The 22475-nt window shown below is 35.5% G+C and carries 18 protein-coding genes; 1 reads left to right on the top strand and 17 read right to left on the bottom strand.

Going from position 1 to position 22475, the window contains the following annotated elements:
* Positions 1-133 precede the first annotated feature (133 nt).
* Together NST63_RS06395 and NST63_RS06390 are read right to left on the bottom strand one after the other, a co-directional pair.
* Positions 134-1444 (bottom strand): uracil/xanthine transporter, encoded by a 1311-nt coding sequence (locus NST63_RS06395; protein WP_278891613.1) that lies wholly within the window; start codon positions 1442-1444, stop codon positions 134-136.
* A 63-nt stretch (positions 1445-1507) separates the two neighbouring features.
* Positions 1508-2425, bottom strand: coding sequence for a DUF2877 domain-containing protein (locus tag NST63_RS06390; RefSeq protein ID WP_341041618.1), 918 nt, complete (start codon positions 2423-2425; stop codon positions 1508-1510).
* 259 nt (positions 2426-2684) lie between these two features.
* Here NST63_RS06390 and NST63_RS06385 point away from each other — a divergent pair, with 259 nt between their 5' ends.
* Positions 2685-4328 (top strand): PucR family transcriptional regulator, encoded by a 1644-nt coding sequence (locus tag NST63_RS06385; protein WP_212944595.1) that lies wholly within the window; start codon positions 2685-2687, stop codon positions 4326-4328.
* A 73-nt stretch (positions 4329-4401) separates the two neighbouring features.
* On the opposite strand, the gene NST63_RS06380 is transcribed toward NST63_RS06385, so the two are convergent.
* The 15 genes from NST63_RS06380 to NST63_RS06310 all read right to left on the bottom strand — a co-directional run bounded on the left by NST63_RS06380 (position 4402) and on the right by NST63_RS06310 (position 22468).
* Positions 4402-5736: an allantoinase gene (locus tag NST63_RS06380; protein ID WP_341041616.1), complete on the bottom strand. Its 1335-nt coding sequence runs from the start codon at positions 5734-5736 to the stop codon at positions 4402-4404.
* Between the two features lie 130 nt (positions 5737-5866).
* Positions 5867-7222: an allantoinase AllB gene (gene allB, locus NST63_RS06375; protein ID WP_058002899.1), complete on the bottom strand. Its 1356-nt coding sequence runs from the start codon at positions 7220-7222 to the stop codon at positions 5867-5869.
* Positions 7223-7448: 226 nt separating this feature from the next.
* A complete protein-coding gene (locus tag NST63_RS06370; protein ID WP_212944597.1) occupies positions 7449-8846 on the bottom strand; it encodes an NCS1 family transporter in 1398 nt (465 codons plus the stop codon).
* A 562-nt stretch (positions 8847-9408) separates the two neighbouring features.
* Positions 9409-10733, bottom strand: a protein-coding gene (locus NST63_RS06365) for an IS3 family transposase (RefSeq protein WP_139254896.1) whose coding sequence is annotated in 2 segments (ribosomal slippage) — positions 9409-10355 and positions 10355-10733 — 1326 coding nt in all. Because the reading frame shifts where the segments join, the coding sequence is not laid out codon by codon here.
* A 140-nt stretch (positions 10734-10873) separates the two neighbouring features.
* Entirely contained in the window at positions 10874-12961 is a 2088-nt protein-coding gene (locus NST63_RS06360) for a heavy metal translocating P-type ATPase (RefSeq protein ID WP_212944598.1), read from the bottom strand.
* Between the two features lie 142 nt (positions 12962-13103).
* Complete coding sequence (locus NST63_RS06355; RefSeq protein WP_212944599.1) at positions 13104-13433, bottom strand: ArsR/SmtB family transcription factor; 330 nt, start codon at positions 13431-13433, stop codon at positions 13104-13106.
* A gap of 355 nt (positions 13434-13788) precedes the next feature.
* Positions 13789-14445, bottom strand: coding sequence for a phosphate signaling complex protein PhoU (phoU, locus tag NST63_RS06350; protein ID WP_212944600.1), 657 nt, complete (start codon positions 14443-14445; stop codon positions 13789-13791).
* Positions 14446-14473: 28 nt separating this feature from the next.
* A complete protein-coding gene (gene pstB, locus NST63_RS06345) occupies positions 14474-15259 on the bottom strand; it encodes a phosphate ABC transporter ATP-binding protein PstB (RefSeq protein WP_071977045.1) in 786 nt (261 codons plus the stop codon).
* 69 nt (positions 15260-15328) lie between these two features.
* Complete coding sequence (gene pstB / locus NST63_RS06340) at positions 15329-16156, bottom strand: phosphate ABC transporter ATP-binding protein PstB (RefSeq protein ID WP_341041614.1); 828 nt, start codon at positions 16154-16156, stop codon at positions 15329-15331.
* A gap of 17 nt (positions 16157-16173) precedes the next feature.
* Entirely contained in the window at positions 16174-17058 is an 885-nt protein-coding gene (gene pstA / locus NST63_RS06335; protein ID WP_212944603.1) for a phosphate ABC transporter permease PstA, read from the bottom strand.
* Complete coding sequence (gene pstC / locus NST63_RS06330) at positions 17058-18005, bottom strand: phosphate ABC transporter permease subunit PstC (protein ID WP_242598214.1); 948 nt, start codon at positions 18003-18005, stop codon at positions 17058-17060. Before pstC ends, pstA begins: the two co-directional genes overlap by 1 nt.
* Before the next feature lie 189 nt (positions 18006-18194).
* Entirely contained in the window at positions 18195-19106 is a 912-nt protein-coding gene (locus tag NST63_RS06325; protein WP_341041611.1) for a phosphate ABC transporter substrate-binding protein PstS family protein, read from the bottom strand.
* A gap of 196 nt (positions 19107-19302) precedes the next feature.
* Positions 19303-19872, bottom strand: coding sequence for a GNAT family N-acetyltransferase (locus NST63_RS06320; protein WP_341041609.1), 570 nt, complete (start codon positions 19870-19872; stop codon positions 19303-19305).
* 123 nt (positions 19873-19995) lie between these two features.
* Entirely contained in the window at positions 19996-21768 is a 1773-nt protein-coding gene (gene pnpS / locus NST63_RS06315; protein ID WP_212944606.1) for a two-component system histidine kinase PnpS, read from the bottom strand.
* Complete coding sequence (locus tag NST63_RS06310) at positions 21761-22468, bottom strand: response regulator transcription factor (RefSeq protein WP_212944607.1); 708 nt, start codon at positions 22466-22468, stop codon at positions 21761-21763. Before NST63_RS06310 ends, pnpS begins: the two co-directional genes overlap by 8 nt.
* Positions 22469-22475 lie beyond the last annotated feature (7 nt).

The following is a 22475-nucleotide window of genomic DNA, read 5'->3' as shown; positions in this document are numbered from 1 at the left end:
TTTTTTATTGAGTATTTTTTCTCAGTGAAAAAAGGAGTTAACAGTCTTCAACCTACTGTGATTAAAAGAGAAAAAAATAAAGGCCATCTCATAATTGACTATTATGAGATGGCCTTTTCATATATCTAAATATCTATGATGCCATATTTTCACTTTCTGATTGAATCTTTTCAGTTTTTCCGTAGCGATCCCATTTAAATAAATTCTCTAGAATAAGTGATAATATAATCCCTACCATTAAGCCGCTACTTAAAAGTGGACGGATAAAACTAGGAATTGTTTCAAAATAGGATGCAGGTAATGTCATAATAACAATTCCCACAAATAATGGAACAGCAGAACGATAGACATTTAATGTATTAAATTCAATCTGTTTAAAAAATGCAAAGGATGAATTTAATAAAAGTAAATAAGAAACAAATAATACCGCACTACCTATGCTCAATGGCAACTGTGAAAAGAAGTGTCCCACAGGCGGAATTAATCCCATTACTAAAAACATAAATCCACCTAGTACAAAAGGAATTCTTTTGATAATCCCTGTTTGACTTAAAAATCCGATTGAAGACACATATGGTGAGTAAGGCACAAGACCAAATACACCTGCAATAGCTGTGAAAATACCTGTTATTGTAAATGATGTTCGATATTGAGTTTTAGTTGTTTCAGATTTGTACATTTCATCTGTACCCTTTAACGCACCAAATGTATTCGCTGTATTCAATAAACCAGCTAAAACAGTTGTAATAATGATCCCAGTATTCCATGTTGGTTTTCCTAATGGGAATAAATCTAAACTAAATGATGATGCCTCACTTACAGCCGCTTCAGATTTAAAAATAAGAACATAAGCAATCCAACCAATAATAATACCAATTAATAAACCATATTTTCTTATCGCTGGTGGAGCTTTAATACTAACAATAATAACGATAATTGCAATAATAATAGATAATAATGAAATAGATAAATCAATATGTGCACCTTGTGCTTGATTACCAAAAGGAATACCTAGCATTCCTTTTAAGAAGATACCGATCAACTGACAACCAAAAAGAAACATAAATACACCCATAACAGCAGGTTTAAATAAATTTGAAATATGCGGACCTATACCCGTTAATCCAATTATCAACGTCAACACTGCTGAAATGATAATACCAACCGTTAAACTTCCACCCAACTCAGTTAATGACATTCCTTGTGCAATAGCTGTATTACATAAGGTTAAGATTACTCCCCACCAAAGACCAGACTGTCCTTCCATGATTGCTCTTTTATGTCCTAAAAATGCCTGAACAATACACGCAAGACCAGTCACAATGAATGAAAGCTGTAATAGATTAACAATCTTTCCACCAGGTAAGTCAAAAGCCGCTCCTACTGTAATAGGTATGACAACAATGTTAGTAAAAATGAAAAAGAGCCATTGTAAGCCTGATATCCAATTGGATGATTTTAATAATTCTTTTATGATAATCGCCTTCTTTACTTAAAATTTAAAGGCTCATTTCAAAACTAAAGCCTTAATTCCTAATAAAATTCCTAGTAAGGTGTCTGCACCTGATGTATGACCAATTTTTTTCATTTCCTCAACAGCTTGGAAAAATTCAATATCACTTCGCGAATCCATCCCTTTACACATCTGGATAAGATGAGTATGAAATTTAGCATTTGTAGCATATAATAAATACTCATATGCAATATGCGTCGTCCTTTGTCTACCTTTAGCTACTAAATAGCTTTTCAATCGTTCTTGAAACTCACCTTTTGATCCATTAAATGCTGAAAGAAATGCACACACACCTGTTAATACATCGTCCCCACTCGGTGTAAGTCCAAGACCCCTCCCCATCCAATAATCAAATACGGATTCATATTCAGTGGATATCTCACCTTGAATAAGCTGGATTAAACGATTCACTTCATTTATAAATTTACTGCTAGTGACTACTTGCGTTGAGGATAGTAAGTATTGGTTTAGTTCTTGTTTTTCATCAGGGGTTTGTGCCAGACCAGTTTGCCAGTCTGATTGTAGAAATAAATCTGCAATATATCGAAAATGATCAATTATGATTGAATGATTTGTTAAGCAGTCAGAAAACGAATGCTTTGTCCACTTAACTTGCTTCATATCAAGTACTGCTTCATTTGAAAAAATGAGCTTTCCAGATGCAGGATCCCAACGGACAAGCAGTCCATTCTGGATTTGTCTAATCAGCTGTTGTGCATCCATTCGACTTAAGCCAATACCGAAAGGCGCTAATCCATTTTCATAGACACCAACATGTACAAGGCTTTTATCAAACGCGATGTTAAAACTATTGGTAAATACACTATGGATACTACCCTGAGGATTTTGTTCAAGGATTTTATAAACTTCATTGCTCGAAAAACACGCCATCCATTCCATCCTTATCAACACTTCCCTTCCTCATTATCCATTTACCCAATAACAGTAGTATAACATCAAAATAACGAAGCACTAAAACAACATCCGCTTCGTTTTTCCGTCTACACTATCCTTCTAAGATTCTTTAATCCCAGTGTAGTTTTTTTGGTGAAAAAAGTCATTGTTTAAAATGACTAAATTATCACTTGCATTTTAGCTATATTAAACGTATGATAAGTAAGTTAAGCTAGAATTAATTTTGTACAAACTTTAATGTATTTGAGGGATATTCATGAAAACAATGAATGATTTATTTATCTTAGAAGGTATGAAAGAATCAATTGTTTTAGCAGGTCATAGAGGACTTACCCGAAATGTACAGTTTGTTAATATATCAGATACACCTGACATCATTAAGTTTTTAAATAAAGATCACTTACTGTTAACTACTGGCTATGCTTTTAAAGACGATACACAAAAGCTCTGCGAGTTAATAAAACAAATGCATGCATTAAATTGTTCTGGAATAGTCATTAAGATCAATCGTTTCTTAAAGACTTTGCCAGCAGAGGTGAAATTACTAGCCGATGATTTGGCTTTTCCGATTATTGATTTGCATACAGACCATTCATTAGGTGAGGTCTCACGTCATATTTTGAATTATTTAAATGACCATGAAGCAGAGCAACTTTATTATGCTTTACATGTTCAAAAGGAATTTTCAGATATGATGATTAAAGGATATAGTTTAAATGCTCTTGTTGAACAATTAGGTCATTTTTTATTACGTCCAACTCTTTTGCTTAATCATCGTGGAGAAAAGATTGCACAAAGTCATGATTTCCGCAAAGAATCGATGAAGATAATTGAGCAAGAAATAATCGAGATAATTAAAAAGGATTTAGATGCAGCTCGTGAAGGAAATACGTATGCTATTCCTTCTAAGGAAAATCAATCCATCTCTACATTTCCTGTGCAAACAAAGCGTCAGGATAATAGCATGCTAGTAATCATAGATTCTCTAACCTTGCCATATCCTTCTTCACAAATGGCCATTGAACAAGCTGGGAATGTGGTTTCTTTCACAATTATTAAGGAACAGGCTATTGAAGAAAACTCAAGATTATTGAAGAATAACTTTTTCGCCGATTTAATCGAAATGAGAATTCAATCAGATGAGGAAATCATTAGTCGTGGAAATTTTTATGGCTTACAAGAGGATCTGAATAATATATGTATTATTTGTACCGTTGATCCAAAAGGTGAAAATTACGAAACTCTACAACTTTATGAAAAAAAGGTTGGTGAGCTTTATCATAGTATTTACGATAAGCTTGAAGATGAAATTATCGATGCACAAGTAAATGCGACATTATTTACTAAAGAAAAGTACTTTGTTATGATTGTGCAATTTCCTGATATTACCGAGACTGAAATGAAGCATATAACAAAATTTGTTGAAACGGCTCAAAGTCATTTACAAGGAGATTATTCTATTTCATTCGGTGTAAGTAATGCTGTTCACTCTCTAAGGGACATTCCAACTGCTTATCATGAGGCGGTTGAAGCGATTATGAACGGATATGATCTAAATATGTTCGGGTTCATAAACTTCTACCGAACAAGAGAACTTGAGGAATTGCTAAAAATTATTCCGAAGAAGGATTTAAAGGCTCTCTATGAAAATACATTAAAATCATTGGCCTATCCTAAAACGAAGGAAGATCAAGAATTGGTAAAAACCATTCAAGTATATCTTGACTGCCAATGTGAAATTTCGGAAACATCAAGAAAATTATTTATCCACCGTAATACAGTGAAATATCGAATTGAAAAAACAGAAGCTTTACTTAACTGTTCTTTCCGTGACCCTGCCTATTCACTTCGGATTCGAGTCGCTTTAATCATAGGTTCCATTCTCGAAGAATCCGAATGAGTAACTTATACCTTCTAAAACGAAGAGAGGTAGGCTGAGTATTGATTATTCAGCCTACCTCTCTTTTTACATGTTATTTTTCAGCAATAATTTTTCCATTTTCAAACACAATTTGTCCATTCACAATTGTTGTTTTTACTTTTCCTTGATATGTTTTTCCAACATAAGGTGAATGTTGATGACGATAGAATAGATCTTCTTTCTTTAATTCAAAGCTTTCGTTTAAATTCACAATTGTTATATCTGCATCATAATTAGGTGCAATGGTACCTTTATTTTCAAGTTTAAATAATTTTGCAGGATTTGTTGCTGTCAATTCAACAATTTTTTCTAAAGGAAGGTTACGTTTAAAATGGCCTTCAGTCAATAAGATATTTAAAGTAGATTGTGCACCTGAAATTCCGCCCCATCCTTCAAAAAAGTTGCCTTCTATTTCTTTCATTGATGCGGGTGCTGGTGAATGGTCGGAGCCAATGACAGTAATTTCCCCATTAGCTACAGCAGCCCATAAATCTTCAACCTCATCTTCATCTCTTAATGGTGGACAGCATTTTGCTACCCCACCTTTTTCTTCCAAATCTTTTACTGTAAGAGATAAATAATGCGGACAAGTTTCTACTGTCACATCTACACCTCTCAGTTGTGCCTCTTTAATAACTTGTACAACTTTTCTGCTGCTTGCATGAACAATATGAAGCTTACAGCCTGTTGCCTCAGCATAAGAAATTATTCTTCTAACTGCTTCAATTTCAGAAATAATTGGTCTTGATTCAACAAAATCTCTTGCTGATGTCTTTCCTTGGCTTTGCTTCTCTTGAGCAAGTTGATCGCAAATTACTGTACTCTCAGCGTGAACAGCTAAAAGGGAACCAAATGAAGCGATCTCTTTCATTCCTTTATATAGTGTTTCATCATCCGCATTATCAAAATCTGCAATTCCACTCGGTGACATAAATGCTTTAAAACCAATTACACCATTTTCGTGAAGTTCCTTCAAATCTGCAACGTTTTGAGGAACAAGTCCACCCCAGAAACGAGGATTAACAATTGATTTTTCTTTAGCAGCTGCTCGTTTCAACTCTAAGTTTTCTTTATTAATTGTTGGTGGTGTACTATTTAATGGCATATCAAAGAATGTTGTTACTCCCCCAGCTGCCAAACTTTTACTACCAGTTTCCAATCCTTCCCATTCTGTTCGACCAGGTTCATTAAAATGAACATGTGAATCGATTAGGCCTGGGAAAACATGAAGACCTTCCGCCTCAATAACTTTCTTTGCAGTTCCTTCGATTGACTTACCGATAGAAACTTCCGCAATTTTACCATCCTTAATTCCGATATCCCCTTGAGCATTTGAATCAGCTGTCACAATAGTACCATTTTTTATTAATAAATCGAATGTAGCCATTTCCTTTTTCCTCCTTGCTTATTTCTTGAGCAGTCAATCATACAAATGAAACCGCTCCAATCCATGAATAAGGGACTGCATAAAAAGCTAAGGGGTCAGACTTATTAAAAGACTAACCCTTAGACAATTATTATTTTGCTGACATTAGCTTACCAATTGGTTCGCCAACGATTCCTTCTTCTAAATCAAAAACTACATGTCCACGAACAATCGTTTTAGTCACGCGGCAGTCGATTTTTCTTCCTTCGTAAGCACTATGCTTATTTTTATAATATAGATCTTCTCTTTTTACTGTATAAGACTGATTTGGATCAAGTAGGATAATATCTGCATCCTTCGAAACAGCAATCTCACCTTTATTTGGTATGTTGAAACGTTTAGATGGATTTGTTGCAATAAGATCAACAAATTTTTGAACTTCTAGGCCACGCTGTTTCACTGCCAAATCAAACATTAGGTCAACATTATTTTGAGCTCCACTAATTCCGCCCCATGCTTCAAAAATATTTCCTTGCTTCAAATCTTCTGTACATGGAGAGTGGTCTGAAGTTAACCAATCAATATTTCCATTAAGAAGCTCGTCCCATAATTTGGCTTGATCCTTTGCTTTTCTCAATGGTGGTTGACATTTTGCTCTAGGACCGATTTCTTCAACCATTTCAGCAGTCATCGAAAAATAATGTGGGCATGATTCAAGAGTGACGTCCACCCCTTCCGCACGTGCTTTTAGAATCGCCTGTACGGCCTCAGAAGTGCTAATATGCACTAAATGTAATTTACAGCCAGTTTCTTTTGCAAAAAGTAAGGCACGTTGCACGGCTTCAACTTCTGTAAATATTGGTCTAGAGTTAACGTAATCCATTGCAGTTGTTCTTCCCTCACGGACCATTTCCTCCGCAAGTTTAGAAGTTACAGATGGATTCTCTGCATGAATACAAAGTATTTGATCTAACTCTGCTAACTTTTGCATTCCTTTATATAAAGTATAATCATCAACATTTGTAAAGTCTCCAGGAATATCACTTGTTATATCAGATAAGAAGCATTTAAAAGCAAGAACACCTGCATCATCTAGCTCTTGTAACTTATCTAAATTTTCAGGAACAAGTCCACCATAAAAACCGTAGTCTACATAGTTCTGATTTACTGCTGCTTCAAGTTTTAAATCCAAGGCTTCCTTATTAATAGTAGCTGGAAGTGCATTAAGTGGCATTTCAACATAACTTGTTGTACCACCAGCAGCAAGTGCTTTTGATCCAGTCTCAAACCCTTCCCATTCTGTACGACCAGGTTCACTGATATGTACATGTGTATCAATCATTCCAGGCATAACATATTGCCCACTTGCATCAATAATCTCCTTTGCATCCTCTGTAATTTGTTCTGCTATGCAAGAGATTTTTTCATTTTTAACACCTATGTCTACTTTACGTACACCATCGCGAAAAACGACATTTCCATTTTTAATAATTAAATCATATGACATAATTAACTCTCCTTCCTATTTATCATCATTTATTCTTTCCCTAAGTCATTTTGTTTTAGTTTCTTTCTTTGAAGAAAGCTCTTTTCTAATTTTTTGGGATTGAAATCAATTAGAAATTAGAGCCTTGGATATAACTGACTAAAGAAAAAAGATTGCATTGTGGTGATGATAAAAACCATCCACTACAATGCAATCTCTTACTTATAGATTTGATTTTCATCAATCATTAATTCTCAAATATCGTACCTTTTTTAAACTTAGAATTTTTAAATGTAAACTTCATTAATAAGATGTAGGCAATTGCTGCTACCACTGCACCAACTATCCAAGCTAAATCCACTTCTATGAAGGCTGCTGCTGCACCAATGACCATCGCGATTAATGCACAAGGGTTAAATCCAGCAAATTGACCATCTGGCTTATAAATTTCTGCTACATCCACTTTTTGTTTTCTCAAAATATAAAATTCCACTAATAAAATCGCTACTACTGGTCCTAAAAATGCAGAGTAGATCAGTACGAAAAGGTTTAAGCCCTCAGCTGATGAATCCTTTACAAGTTCCCAAGGGAATGCAACTAATGCAAGCAATCCAGTAATGATAGCTGCAGGCTTATATTTCAATTTAGTAAGCAATGTAATAACATATGCTGGAGGAATAATATTGGCAACCATATTTGTTGCAATAACACCAATTACAATAAAGATTGATACAAATACTGTAATATATGAATTATCAACGATAATTGCTAATGCTTTAGCAGGGTTAGTTACTCCTGTTGCTGAAGCAAGCATAGCACCAATTGTAAGAACAAAACCATACGCTACAAAAATAGAAACAAAGTATAAAGTTCCACGTTTTCCATTACTGATACCAGTTTTCAATTCTCTTGAGTAATCTGCTGCACTTAAGAAAATTGCTGCGTAGTTTCCAAGGAATACCATGATAAATCCAAAGAATGGTAAGCCCCAAGAGCCTTTTGTATGAACCCATGTATCGGCAATTGCATCTCTATGTGAAGTTAAAAGAATAACAAACACATATACAAGTGCTAACATAATAATAATCGATGCAAGTGATTCTACCCATTTAATGGCATGGAAGCCAAATAGTGAAAGAACAATTTGTAATAATACCAAGGCTACAAAGCAAATAGCAACATGATCAAAGCTACCATTTGTAGCAATCTTTGCAATTTCATTTAATGCTGTAGCACCAATCCAACTTTGTATTCCATACCAAACGATGGCCGGTATACCACGTAAAAGGGATGAAATGATTGTTCCTTTAATACCAAAAGACATTCTAAGTTGTGCAACATATGGGATACCTGTTTTGTATCCAAGTCTGTCATTTAAAGCAAAAATAGTTGAAATAATAGCGATTGCGATAATACCTGCTAAAAATGTTTGATAAATATTTAGTGTTGCAATTCCAGCTACAACTAAGCTGGCACCTAGAGTCATATTCCCTAAGTTTACTCCATCACCAATCCACATAAATGCATAAGAGATTGGACCTACCGTTCGTTCGTTATTTTTTTTCGGATACAGCGATTCATCTACACCTGGAGCGTGTTCGATCTGTATCTCATTTGAATCATAATTATCTAACTTCGTAGACATTATACACCCTACCCCATTTCTTAATTTTTTCTAACGTGCATTGGCTGACCACCAGTCAATGGTTGTCCATCTAAAAACAATAGATAATAGTATTATGTCCTTTTCTATATGTTTAAGCTCCCGATTTTCCAATGCTTATTTAGGATATTTTGGCAAAATATTCACGTTTTGCCTAAAGAGTTTATTTTACTTCATTTTTGCTGTAAAATGGTATACCCCTTTCAAATTTCTTATTACGTAAACATTTAAGTAATCGAGACCAATACTTAAATTTCTTGACCAATTCCCTTTAATATTTAACAAAAAGAGAAATTTGTCGAAAAAGCGTTTACAGCTCATATAGTTTATTATACCTACACGGTCCATTCAGGTCGTTATTTCATTTAAACAAAAAAGAACAAACCAGTTAGTTAGCATGCATAAACAACTTTTTTATTTTGTGCCTTTTGTACAAGAAGTTGTCGAATTTACCTATGAATTTTCTTCTCCAATAAAAAAAACGCCCTATTAATGTGAACTGCGCCCTAAATTTCGGACAGTTTAATAAAAGTAACCCTGCTATTTAAGCAGCGATTAGATGACTTCGGTATTCTGCCGGAGTCATCTTTTTTAAATTCCATTGTCTTCTTGATGCATTATAGAAAATCATATATTGATTAACTAATTGTTTTAGTTCTTCAAATGTATGAACTTCTTTATAGTCCATTTCATCTTTCATATGTCCAAAGAAGGATTCCATTGGTGCATTATCGATACAGTTCCCTCTACGTGACATAGATTGTTTCAAATTCATCTGTTTCACCCTTTTTTGAAATTCTGGATGCGTGTAATGGAAACCTTGATCAGAGTGTATCATGGCTTCTGGATGTATATTATTCCCTAATTTCTCTTCTAATTTTGCTAGAGTATTGTAAACAATCGACATTTTCAATGTTTGTGATAATTCATATGCCACTATTTCACGTGTAGCGACATCCTTAACACAGGATAGATAGGCTGTTTTTCCTCGATACTTTAAATAGGTAATGTCAGTTAAAAATACTTTTTCCGGCTCGTCTTGTGTAAATTCACGGTTTAATCTATTTGGTAATGTCTTATGTTCTTGAGTAGCTTTTGCAATATTTTTATATGGGTTTGCACGTCGCACTTTCGCAAAGAAATTATACTTGCGCATTAGACGGCGTATTTTCTTTGGGTTCATTGGGTTTTCAAGTAATTCACATACTTTCATATAAAGTCCACGATAGCCAACTTTCCCTTTGAATGCATCATAGATGCACTTTAAAAAGAGATAATCCTCATAATCATTGTTCTCTCGAATGGCATGTTTTTCAGTATTCCGCAGCCATGCATAATAACCACTGCGACTAACATGTGCGACAGTACATAGCTCAGAGACACTATTGATTAGTTGATATTTACGAATTACTTCATTGATGACTGCGTATTTTTCATGTGGAGCTACTTGTGTTTCTTCGCCTTCCTTTCGAGTTCCTCTAGCTTTTTTAGTAATTCAATTTCAGCTTCGAGATAACGAATACGAGCCTCTGCTTTTTCTAGCTTCTTATCAGCGGATAACTCACTAGTTGTTGGTCTTCCCGTACTTCCTTTTCCTCGACGTTCTTCCAAAAAACCATTTTCTCCATATTGATTAAAAGTATTTCTCCAACGCTTCAAAGCTGATTTAGCTTTTTTAGGGCCAATCATTTCAAGATCAAACCCATTTTCTATAAAGATTTGAGTAGGTCCTTTCCCAGCTAAGTTCTCATTTACTGCTTTAATTTTAAATTCAGGTGTATATTGAATCGCTCGGTCAGATACTGAAGCAACATTGGGATTGGCTTCTAATAGTTGACGTTGATGTTCATTAAAATAGATTTTACTCATAAGATAACTCCCGTTCAAATTAATTATGTTAAGTATAACGGGCTTTTCCCATAGAAAAAACCCCGAATAGGGCACTTTTTTTTAAGTGTCTACTATTCGGGGTTCAGTTCAATGTCGAATTAAGGCGATTTTTCTAAAACTTATGCATGATGTTTCTGTTGAATCAAAACTGTCAAACTGATTAGTGTCACTAAAACAGTTGCTCCCATATCAGAAAGAATGGCAATCCATAAGGTTAACCATCCTGGAATAGTTAACAATAAGGCAATTAATTTTAATCCAAGGGCCAATGATATATTTAATTTAATGATGCGATTAACTCGCTTAGAAATTCTAATTGCAGAAGGAAGCTTACCTAAATGGTCTTGCATTAGTACGATATCTGCTGTTTCGATTGCACTATCCGTTCCTTTCCCCATCGCAATTCCTAAATCTGCTGTAGCAAGTGCTGGAGCATCATTAATTCCATCCCCTACCATAGCCACTTTTCCACTTTGAGTGAGCTCTTTAACTTTAGCTACTTTTTCATCTGGCAAAAGTCCAGCAAAGTAATTCGTTAATCCAATTTGTTTAGCCACTTTTTCTGCCGTTTTTTCATGATCACCTGTTAACATAACCGTATGTTTAATTCCTAATTGCTGGAGTTCATCTATAATTACTTTACTTTCCCCACGTATTTCATCCGAAATTCCCATTATTCCAAGAACTTTTTCTTCATTTGCAACCGCCACTAATGTATAGCCGTGATTTTTCATCTCAGAAATTTCTTTCTTTATTTGTTCGGTAAGCGCAGATTGCGGTATTCCTTTTTCATTACCGACAAAATAAATACTCCCATTTACATTAGCAACGATTCCCTGGCCTGATAATGTATTTACATCAGATACCTCATAAATAGAAGCCGAAACTTCCTCAACCTTTTTCATGACCGCTTTTGCTAAAGGATGTGATGAAGCATTTTCTACTGAGCCAGCAACTGATAAAAATTTTTCATCATATTGCTTTATTGCTTCAACTATTGGTTGCCCTTTTGTTAATGTACCTGTCTTATCAAAGGCAATAGTATTAATCTTTCCCAATTGTTCAAGGAACACTCCACCTTTAATAAGAATCCCATTTCTTGCATTGCGCGTAATTCCCGAGACAATTGCAATAGGTGAGGATAAAACTAGTGCACAAGGACATCCAACAATTAACACGGCTAATCCTTGATAAAACCATTTCCCCCAATCTCCTCCTGCAAATAGAGGTGGGATTACCATAACTATAATCGCAATTAATATAATGATAGGTGTGTAATATTTAGCGAAATGATTGATAAACTGCTCAGTTGGAGTCTTTGTTTCTTGTGCCTCTTCCACTAAGTGTAAAATTTTCGCTAATGAGGAATCTTCATAAGACTTTGTAATACTAATTTTAAGAATTCCTTCATTATTAATACTTCCACCATATACTGCTTGGTTTATCGATTTTTCAACCGGTAGAGATTCACCCGTAATTGCCGCTTCATTGACGGAGCTTTTCCCTTCAAGGACAACACCATCTGATGGAATCTTTTCTCCTGGCTTTACTAATACAGTATCACCTGCCCTCAATGATTCAATAGAGACAATTCTTTCTCTTCCCTCCTCGATTAGAAGAGCTTCTTTAGGTGCCACTTTAAGCAAGGATGCCATAGAATTTCTTGCCTTTTCCATTCCCAATCCTTCGAGGAATTCATTGATACCGAATAATATCGCAACGAGGGTTCCTTCTTTCCATTCCCCGATACTGAAAGCGCCTATTAATGCTATCGTCATTAATGTATCAATATTAAATTTTAATCTGAATAAGTTCTTTATCCCTTGAATAAATGTTTGGTACCCACTAATTGCCGCAGCAATAATAAATAGTGCAATCGCTGCCCCCTCACTTGCTTTACCTACAAACATAGCCACAAAGTAGAGAACAGCTGAAATGATAATAAATAGTTTTAATAAACGATTAGAATGGGCATGGGAGTGTGAGTGGGCATGATCATGGCCATCATGATCATCCTTTTGAATTGCTGCTCCATCAGTTGCAAGGATCCTTTCAACTTGTGTTAGTGATATTTCATCATTAACAATAAGCTTGCTTGTATTATATAAAACCCTTGCATCCTCTCCATGCTCAAGCTTCTGTATCTCTTCCTCCATTTCCCTCGCACAATTGGCACAGGAAAGGCCTTGTAATTTATATTCTGCCATTATTATTCCCCCTACCTTTACCATTTGCCATCATGGTTTGTAATTTGTCTAATTCGGCAGCTAGGCTTATAAATCACTACTATTTGAGTATTAATCGGACCTGACTTTCTTATACCCTATCGGAATACTTCTCCCTTTCCCATTAATGATGTCTTGCGTGGCTTATAGTCTGTTTAAGAATGTCCATCACATGGTTATCATCATGGGAATAGTACAATGTCGTTCCTTCTCTTCTATATTTCACTAACCTTAAGTTTTTTAAAAATCGTAGTTGATGTGATACAGTGGTTTGTAGCAAGGAGAGCTTTTCCGCAATTTCATTCACTGAATGCTCCTTGTCTGAAAGTAAATGTAGAATTCTTATACGCGTCGGCTCTGACAATGCCTTAAAGGTTTGTGAAACAATAAATAATGTCTCCTCATCAAGCTCATCATGATCTTGTTCGAACGAAATTTGATTATCTTTCTCCATGCTATCACTCCTATTATATGTCTTATATGCGCATATGTTCATATATTATATTTTTAATTTTACTAAATATTTATTTTCGAATCAAGGGTGATTTTATCATTAGAATGAATATGCGTTTTTTATGAGTAAATTCTATTTTAGAGTATGAATTTGTCCTTCATCACGTTCCTAAAGGACAATTGGGTTGCTTGTTTTATTCTATTTTGTCCTTGAAGTTTATGAAGGACATTTTCCTCTTTAGATCTCCTAAACCTGTCCCTCTAGCAAAAAACCTTCCAGATCATTCAAAGCTGAACTAAGCTACCCAACAAGAAACTACAACAAAAAAACAGACGATTCATCGTCTGTCCGTACCTTATTTATTCAAATCAACTAGCTGGCCGGTTTTTAAATAAACAATCCACTCACAAACATTTGTTACATAATCACCGATTCTTTCCAAATGTTGTGCTACTAAAAGAAAATGAATGGCTTGATGAATTCTTTCCTTGTCTTGTTGCATAATTTCCACCAATTCCAAAAAGATCATTGAAAAATATTTATCAATTTGATCATCCTTTTTGGATACTTCAATGGCCGCCTCCCGATCCAAAGCGATATAGGCGTCTAAGCTTTCACGAACAATTTCTTTGACTAACTCTGCCATTTTCGGGATATCTATTAATGGTTTGAGATACGTTTCGTTTTTTAACCGAATTGTGGCTTTGGCAATACTAACTGCATGATCAGCCATTCGTTCTAAATCCGTTGCTACTTTTAACATAGTAGCAATTCGTCTTAAATCCGTTCCAACTGGTTGTTGTAGTGCAATTAATTCAAAACATTTCGTTTCAATTTCAATTTCATATTCATTGATTTGCTTATCGTCAAGAACAACCTCTAAGGCCAATTCTACATTTTTATCAACTAAAGATTTTACACTTTTGTAGATAGCCTCTTCCACAAGTAATCCCATTGCCATTAATGTCTCATGGAGTTCTGTTAAGCGATCTTCAAACACACGTCTAACCACACTGCTGCCCCCTTTATTCCGTGATTTATTAACCAAATCTCCCTGATATATAATCCTCTGTTTCTTTCTTTTTTGGATTAGTGAAAATCGAATGTGTTTGATCAAATTCGATAATCTCACCGTTTAAGAAAAAGGCCGTATCATCAGAAACACGCGCTGCCTGTTGCATACTATGAGTCACAATGATAATTGTATATTGCTGCTTTAATTCAATAATTAATTGTTCAATTTTGGATGTAGATATAGGATCAAGTGCAGATGCTGGTTCATCCATTAAGATCACATCTGGTTGTATAGCAAGAACACGAGCAATTACAAGTCTTTGCTGCTGTCCACCGGATAACCCCATAGCGGATTTGTGTAATCGATCCTTTACTTCATCCCATAAGGCAGCCTGTCGTAAGCTTTTTTCAACGATTTCATCCTGTATTCCTTTTTTCTTTATTCCATGTATTCGAAGGCCGTATGCTACATTATCATAAATTGACATCGGAAAAGGATTGGGTCGTTGAAACACCATCCCTACTTGTTTACGAAGTTCCACCACATCCATAGTAGGACTGTATATGTCTTGATTGTTATATGAAAGTTGACCTTCTACACGAAATTTTGGAACTAAATCATTCATTCGGTTTAATGTCCGTAAAAAAGTAGATTTTCCGCATCCCGAAGGACCAATTAATGCCGTCACAGTATTCTTTTTCATATCAATGGTAATATCTTTTAGTGCTTGAAACTGATCATAATATACATTTAATGAATGACTCCGAATGATTGTACTTGTTGCTTCTAGTTGCTCGATTGAAATTGCCATGCTTTCATTCACCTGCTTTACAATTTAGTTTGATTCAAGACTCATCTTTTTTACGCACGAATCCCCAACTCATCCGAAATTTCCAGTCACATAATCTTCTGTTTGCTTCTCTTGAGGATTCGTAAAGATTTGTTTCGTCTCGTTGTATTCAACCAAATCCCCCATATAGAAGAATGCTGTTTGATCAGAGATTCTCGCCGCTTGTTGCATATTATGGGTCACAATGACAACGGTAAAATCTTTTTTCAAATCAATGATGAGCTCTTCAATTTTACTAGTCGAGATAGGATCTAAAGCTGAAGCAGGTTCGTCAAGCAATAGGACATCAGGTTCCATAGCTATTGCACGTGCAATACAAAGTCTTTGCTGCTGTCCACCAGATAAAGCTAATGCTGATTTATTTAAGCGATCCTTCACTTCATCCCAAAGGGCTGCTTTTCGTAAGCTTTTTTCAACAATTTCCTGCAATACTTTTTTGTTTTTCTCTCCATGTTGTTTCGGTCCAAACGCCACATTATCAAAGATAGACTTGGCAAACGGATTGGGACGTTGAAACACCATTCCAATGTTTTTTCTAATCTCAAATACATTCACATTGGATTGATTGATATCAAAATCTTTATAGATGATCTTTCCTTCTACACGACAACCCTCAATTTCATCATTCATTCGATTTAAGCTTCGCAAATACGTAGATTTCCCACAACCAGATGGTCCTATAAATGCAGTCACTTGATTTTTATAAATTGGCATAGATATATTCTTTAAGGCTAAATGATTACCGTAGTATACATGTAAATCTTTTGTTTCAAGTGCTGTTACCTTTTTTGTCTTCAATTTATGACTACTCACAGCAATCGCCGTCTTATTCTGCTTTCTTTCCATTGTCGCTTCCATTCTCATCACTCCTTCGATTAAGAGGCAGTCATTCGTTTATAAATGAATTTGCCGATCCAGCGTGCACTTATATTAAAAACTAATATCAATAAAACCAATAAGGCTGAAGTACCGCTTGAAACTTCTTTTACATCAGGCATAAGTCCTTCAGAATTAATTTTCCATATATGCACAGCTAGGGTTTCAGCCGGTCTCATAGGATTAAGCGGTGATGTTGGACTGAATGGATTCCAATTTGAAAAGTCGAGAATTGGCGTACTCATCCCCGCTGTATAAATAAGTGCAGCTGCCTCACCGAACACCCTTCCAGAAGCAAGAATAATTCCTGTAACAATGCCTGGAATAGCAGCTGGAAGAAGAATTTTTTTGATCGTTTCCCATTTCGATATTCCTAATGCTAATCCTGCTTCCCTTTGTGCGTCTGGAACTCCCTGCAAGGAGGTTTCTACGACGCGAACCATTAATGGTAAATTGAAAATGGTTAATACTAGGGCACCCGTTAAGATCGAGAATCCCCATCCCATATAGATAACGAAAAATAAGAATCCAAACAACCCTACAACGATAGAAGGAAGAGAAGATAAAACCTCGATAACCGTTCGCAGAATATCGGTAAATATATTTTTCTTTGCATATTCTGACATATAGATCCCAGCACCCAATGCTAATGGAACACTGATAATCATTGTTAGAACTAACAAGTAAAAGGAATTAAATAATTGTGGTCCAATTCCTCCTCCTGCACGAAATGATTGTGGAGGTGAGGTAATAAATTTCCAGCTAATATGACTAACACCATTGACAAGAATATAACCAAATAATCCTGCTAGAAGTAAGATGATAAATCCAGCAATTGCATAAAAAATAATGGTAGCTAGTCGATCTGCTCGTTTTGCATTCATTAATAAACCCTCCTACGACCTAAGATGCGAATAATGATAATAAAGATGAGTGACATTAGTAAGAGGACTAAGGCTAATGACCATAGTGCATTGTTTTCTGCTTTTCCCATTACTGTATAGCCCATGCCCATCGTTAAAATACTTGTTAAGGTCGAAGCGGGCTCAACTAATGAACTAGGTATAACGGTAGAATTTCCAATGACCATTTGAACAGCTAATGCTTCACCAAATGCACGAGCCATTCCGAAGACGATAGCTGTCAATAAACCAGGTAAGGAAGTTTTTAGAATTACACGATAAATCGTTTGCCATCTTGTCGCGCCTAATGCTAATGATGCCTCCCTAATTTGCATAGGAACTGCCTCAATTGCATCAACGGAAAGACTCGTTATCGTTGGTAAAATCATAATCGTTAACACGATTGTTCCTGCTGCAATTCCAAATCCACTCCCGCCAATATTTTCACGGAGAAAAGGTACCACCACACTTAATCCAACAAATCCATACACAACTGATGGAATTCCGACAAGTAGTTCAATGACCGGCTGTAAAATTTTTTTACCGAATTTTGGAGAGATTTCCGTCATGAAAACTGCGGCACCAATGGCAAGCGGTGCACAAATGATCGCTGCTAGCAATGTCACAGCAAAGGAACCAAAAATAAGAGGTAATGCACCAACGATTGGTCTTCCTAAATCATCTAAAGTACTAGGCTTCCATTGTATTCCTGTAAAAAAATCAATAATACTTGCTTTATTAACTGTAAATGTACTAAAGCCCTTTGAAGCGACGAAATATAAAATGGAAACCGCAATGATAATCATAATTGAAACAGAAGTTAATGTTATCATTCGGCCACGCTGCTCTGTCCATATCTTAGTTGATGAATTCCATTGCTTTTCCGTCATTTTTATATCCTTTAATTCCAAGATACTTTCCCCTTTCAATAAGAAAAGCTCAAGCGCTTTGCTCAGCCCCCACGAGCAAATAATTCGAGAAAAACCTCAAAAGTCTATACGCTGGAGCTTGATATTTAAAACTTTAATCTTTTCCCCTCAATCAAATGAATGAATGAAACTGGGGAGTCTAGAGAATTTCATCCCTTATTAAACGCCCCAGTTTTTTAAACTTATCCCTTATTTATTCGTAATCTTTCCTTCAGCATTACGTTCTACCTTCATCCCTGTAACAGGAATATAACCAAGTTCTGTGATTAAGGAGGATTGAATTTCATCACTTAAAATGAAATCTAAAAATTCTTTTGTTAACCCTGTAGGATCGCCATTTGTGTACATATGCTCATATGCCCAAATTTTCCATTCATTTGTTTCTACATTTGTTGCTGTAGGTTCTACTCCATCTACTTTTAATGGTGTAATAGAATCATTGAAATAAGAGAATGCTAGATAGCTTATTGCTCCCGGTGTTTCACTAACAATTTTTTGTACTGTACCTGATGAGTCTTGTTCTTGTGCTTGTGCAGGTGTCGCACCATCTAATGCAGTTGCTTCAAATACAGCTCTTGTTCCTGAACCCTCTGCACGATTGATTAACACAATTTCTTGGTCTTTGCCGCCAACATCTTTCCAGTTTTTGATTTTTCCTGTAAAAATATCAATTAACTGTTGCTTTGTAATATCTTCAACACCTGCTTCCTTATTCACAACAGGTCCCATTCCAACTACTGCTACTTTATGATCAACTAATTTACTTGCATCTATTCCATCTTTTTCTTCAGCAAAAATATCAGAGTTACCGATATCTACTGCACCTTCACTAATTTGACTGAGTCCTGTTCCACTTCCTCCACCTTGTACATTAATTGTGGAACCTGAATGTTTGCTCATAAACTGATTCGCAGCTTCATCAACTAGTGGTTGTAATGCACTAGATCCAACTGCGGTAATAGAACCTTTAGTGGTTTCTTCTTTTTTATTTCCACCTTCAGCATTTGCTTTTGAATCTGTTTCACTTCCACTACCACATCCTGCTGCGACGATCGCAAACACTAGTAACATACTAAATAAAGCTATGATTCTTTTTCTCATTCAAAAGTGCCCCCTAGTTTTTTAGGTAATTGTTCTTACATGTTTAAGATAATACTAGGGTATTAAGCGGGTATTAATGAAATGTTAAGATATTGTAAAGAGAGTTAGTGAAGAATAAAAAAGGCGTTGGAACTAGACATACTTAACTTTAGAAACTGTATCGAATTTTATGCCTTCTTATCAAAAAAAACACATCTTAAACAGATGTGCTCGGTTGATTCTTATAATAGATTAAAAAGTTGGTCCATTGATGATCCTCATATGAAAACTCTTTTCTCACACATTCAAAAAGGAATCCTGTGCGTTCAGCTAATCGGATAGATGGGTGGTTATCTAAGTTGATATGCAGTTCGATTCTATGAAAATTCAATTTAGAGAAAAACAAATCCGTTGCCGCAGATACGCTTTCTATTGCATATCCGTTTTTCCAAAATTGATTGTGAATAGAGTAGCCCATCATAGCCCACTGAAATTCTCTTCTCATAATAGTCGTTATCTCTACCTTTCCAACATTAACTCCATCTTCTTTGCGAAAAACTCCAAGGATATAGGTTTTATCTTTACTAGCCATCTCTTCAAAACCCTCTATCCAGTTCGTAAACCAAGCTTCTGTGGAGGTTTCTATATTAGACGGACGACCATCATCATATTTATATTGGGACGGCAGTCTTTGGTCGAACTGTGTATACCAATTTGAATAGTCTTCCTTTTTAAATGGGCGAAGAATGAGTCGATTAGTTTTGGTAAACAGAATTGATTCCTGCATCATCTCTCCTCCTAGATGTTTTGCGGATAAATTGAAAATATCGCGGATATCTTGTAATATTCGCGGATAAATTAAAAAATCCGCGGATATTTTTTATATTCCGCGGATTTCATTCAAAGTCCTCTAATTTTGTTTTTTGGGAAGAATAATAGTAAACTCTGTACCTTTCCCTTCTTCACTATCTACTTCAATCGCACCATTATGTGATTCTACTAAATGTTTAACAATTGCTAGTCCGAGTCCTGTCCCACCCGAATTTCGAGATCTTGCTTTATCTACACGATAAAAACGCTCAAATATACGTGGTAAATCCTCTTTTGCTATCCCAATTCCTGAATCTTTTACATGAATCTTAATTTTCTCTTCCTCATCATCCAATTTAATTTCAATTGACCCTTTCTCAGGTGTGTAGGTAATTGCATTAGCAATTAAGTTCAAAATGATTTGGCGGAGACGATCTTTTTCTGCATCAATGATTACCGAATCTTCTTCTGGAAGGGTGATCGCTAGCTGTTTTTTATTAAGTTCCTCTTGCATCGTTTCTACCGTTTCATAGATAACCTTGATGACATCTAATGGCTCAGGATGGAACGGAATCTGATGTTGCTCGATTTTAGATAGATGTAGAATATCAGTAATCAAACGATGAAGTCGTTCACTTTCATCGTGAATAATTGTTAAAAATGATTTCGTTACCTCAGGATCATGCATGGCACCATCAAGTAATGTTTCAGAAAATCCTTTTAGAGAAGTTATTGGAGTTTTTAGTTCATGCGAAACATTGGCAACAAACTCACTTCTTATTTTTTCAAGTCTACGAATTTCCGTAATATCATGAAGCACAGTAATAACCCCTTTAATATCACCATTAACTCCAACATATGGAGCAATATGTGTATCAAGAATTCTTTCTGTTGGGAAATACATATGTACTTCATCATGGATACTCGTTACTTCTTTCAATGAGCGGTCAATTAACTGACTAAGTCCAAAGCTTTTCCCTGCTTCAATATGTAGCTTTCCTGTCAATTGTTCAGCACTTGTTCCAATAATTTTCTCCATTGCGGGATTGACTAATGCAATTCGACCTGTTGGTTGGATAAGCATGACGCCACTCACCATATTTTCTAAAACCCCTGTTAGTTTTTGTTGATTCTCCCTAATTTCCTCCATTTGGTGCTGTAAACTTTTTGCAAGAGTATTGATCGCGATTGCTAATTGATCAAGTTCGCCTTTTGTTTTTGCACGGACCCTACTACTATAATCCTTTTCCGTCAAACGACTAGCTACTTGAATAATATCCTCAATAGGTCTCGTTATCCCTTTAGATAAGCGAATAGCAATAAAAGTTGCCAAAATTAGTGTAATTCCTAGTGCTATCCCAAGACTTACCCATAGTTTTTGAATTGCATGATCGATATTTTGTAAGGTAAAAGCAACTCTGATCACCCCAAAAATCTGATGCTGATCTTTTATTGGAGTAGCGACATACATCATATTATAGCCAAGGGTCTGGCTATAGCGAATTGACTCTGCCTTCTTTTTATGACCTTTTATCAGTTGCTTGAACTCTGGACGATTCGCATGATTCTCCATATTTTCAGGATTATCTTCTGAATCTGCAAGCACCTTTCCATCGATATCAATGACTGTAATTCTCGGTTGATTTTCTGCATAAAAACTTTCAATCTTTTTTTGTAAACTGTTCGTATCTTCGTTTAAAGAGTTCGTATTAATAAATTCAGAAACAATATGTGCATCTTGAAATAATTGATTTCGCGTCATATCCATATATGTATTTTTCATCATATCGGCAATAAAAAAACCGATAGCAATAAGAACGATAAATAAAAGGATAAAAAATCGAAGGGAAATTTTCAGCCACAGCTTATTCATTTTTAGGTCCTTCCATTTTATAACCAAACCCACGAATCGTTTTAATATATTGTGGCTGTTTCGTATCCTCTTCTATTTTTTCACGGAGATGACTGATATGAACATCAACAATTCTAGTATCCCCAGCATAATCATAATTCCACACAGAATCTAAAAGTTGATCACGACTTAATACCTTCCCGCGATGACTCGACAAATAATGTAATAATTCAAATTCTTTAGGAGTTAATTCTAGTTTTTCTTTATTGAAATAGGCTTCAAATTGTTCAGGGAACACCTCTAAGTTTCCAATTGTTAGTGATTTATCTTCCTGCGAGCTTGTTTCTCCAGCATCCTGGGTCCGTCTTAATATTGCTTTCACTCTTGCAATAACTTCTCTAGGACTGAATGGTTTTGTTAAATAATCATCCGCTCCCAATTCCAGACCTAAGATTTTATCAAATTCATCATCTTTAGCTGTCAGCATTAAAATTGGTGTATTAATTTTATCTTGACGTAGCCTTTTACAAATTTCCATCCCATCCATTTGAGGGAGCATGAGATCTAAGACAATTATGTCAGGTGATTGATTAGAGGCCATTTCATAGCCTTCTTTCCCATCAGAAGCTGTCATTACAGAAAAACCGGCTTGTTCCAAGTTGAATTTTAATAGCGTTACAATTGATGGCTCATCATCTACGACTAAAATCTTCTTCACCACAATTTCT

Origin of the sequence: Heyndrickxia sp. FSL W8-0496, assembly GCF_038007825.1 — a bacterium.
Classification (GTDB): Bacteria; Bacillota; Bacilli; order Bacillales; family Bacillaceae_C; genus Heyndrickxia; species Heyndrickxia oleronia.
Note: the sequence above shows the minus strand (reverse complement) of the source record. Positions and strands in the feature narration are given on the sequence as shown.

Coding starts and splice junctions, on each gene's coding strand:
- NST63_RS06385 (WP_212944595.1), top strand. CDS start 2,685: ATGAAAACAATGAATGATTTATTTATCTTAGAAGGTATGAAAGAATCA.
- NST63_RS06380 (WP_341041616.1), bottom strand. CDS start 5,736: ATGGCTACATTCGATTTATTAATAAAAAATGGTACTATTGTGACAGCT.
- allB (WP_058002899.1), bottom strand. CDS start 7,222: ATGTCATATGATTTAATTATTAAAAATGGAAATGTCGTTTTTCGCGAT.
- NST63_RS06370 (WP_212944597.1), bottom strand. CDS start 8,846: ATGTCTACGAAGTTAGATAATTATGATTCAAATGAGATACAGATCGAA.
- NST63_RS06360 (WP_212944598.1), bottom strand. CDS start 12,961: ATGGCAGAATATAAATTACAAGGCCTTTCCTGTGCCAATTGTGCGAGG.
- NST63_RS06355 (WP_212944599.1), bottom strand. CDS start 13,433: ATGGAGAAAGATAATCAAATTTCGTTCGAACAAGATCATGATGAGCTT.
- pstB (WP_071977045.1), bottom strand. CDS start 15,259: ATGGCAATTTCAATCGAGCAACTAGAAGCAACAAGTACAATCATTCGG.
- pstB (WP_341041614.1), bottom strand. CDS start 16,156: ATGGAAGCGACAATGGAAAGAAAGCAGAATAAGACGGCGATTGCTGTG.
- pstA (WP_212944603.1), bottom strand. CDS start 17,058: ATGAATGCAAAACGAGCAGATCGACTAGCTACCATTATTTTTTATGCA.
- NST63_RS06325 (WP_341041611.1), bottom strand. CDS start 19,106: ATGAGAAAAAGAATCATAGCTTTATTTAGTATGTTACTAGTGTTTGCG.
- NST63_RS06320 (WP_341041609.1), bottom strand. CDS start 19,872: ATGCAGGAATCAATTCTGTTTACCAAAACTAATCGACTCATTCTTCGC.
- pnpS (WP_212944606.1), bottom strand. CDS start 21,768: ATGAATAAGCTGTGGCTGAAAATTTCCCTTCGATTTTTTATCCTTTTA.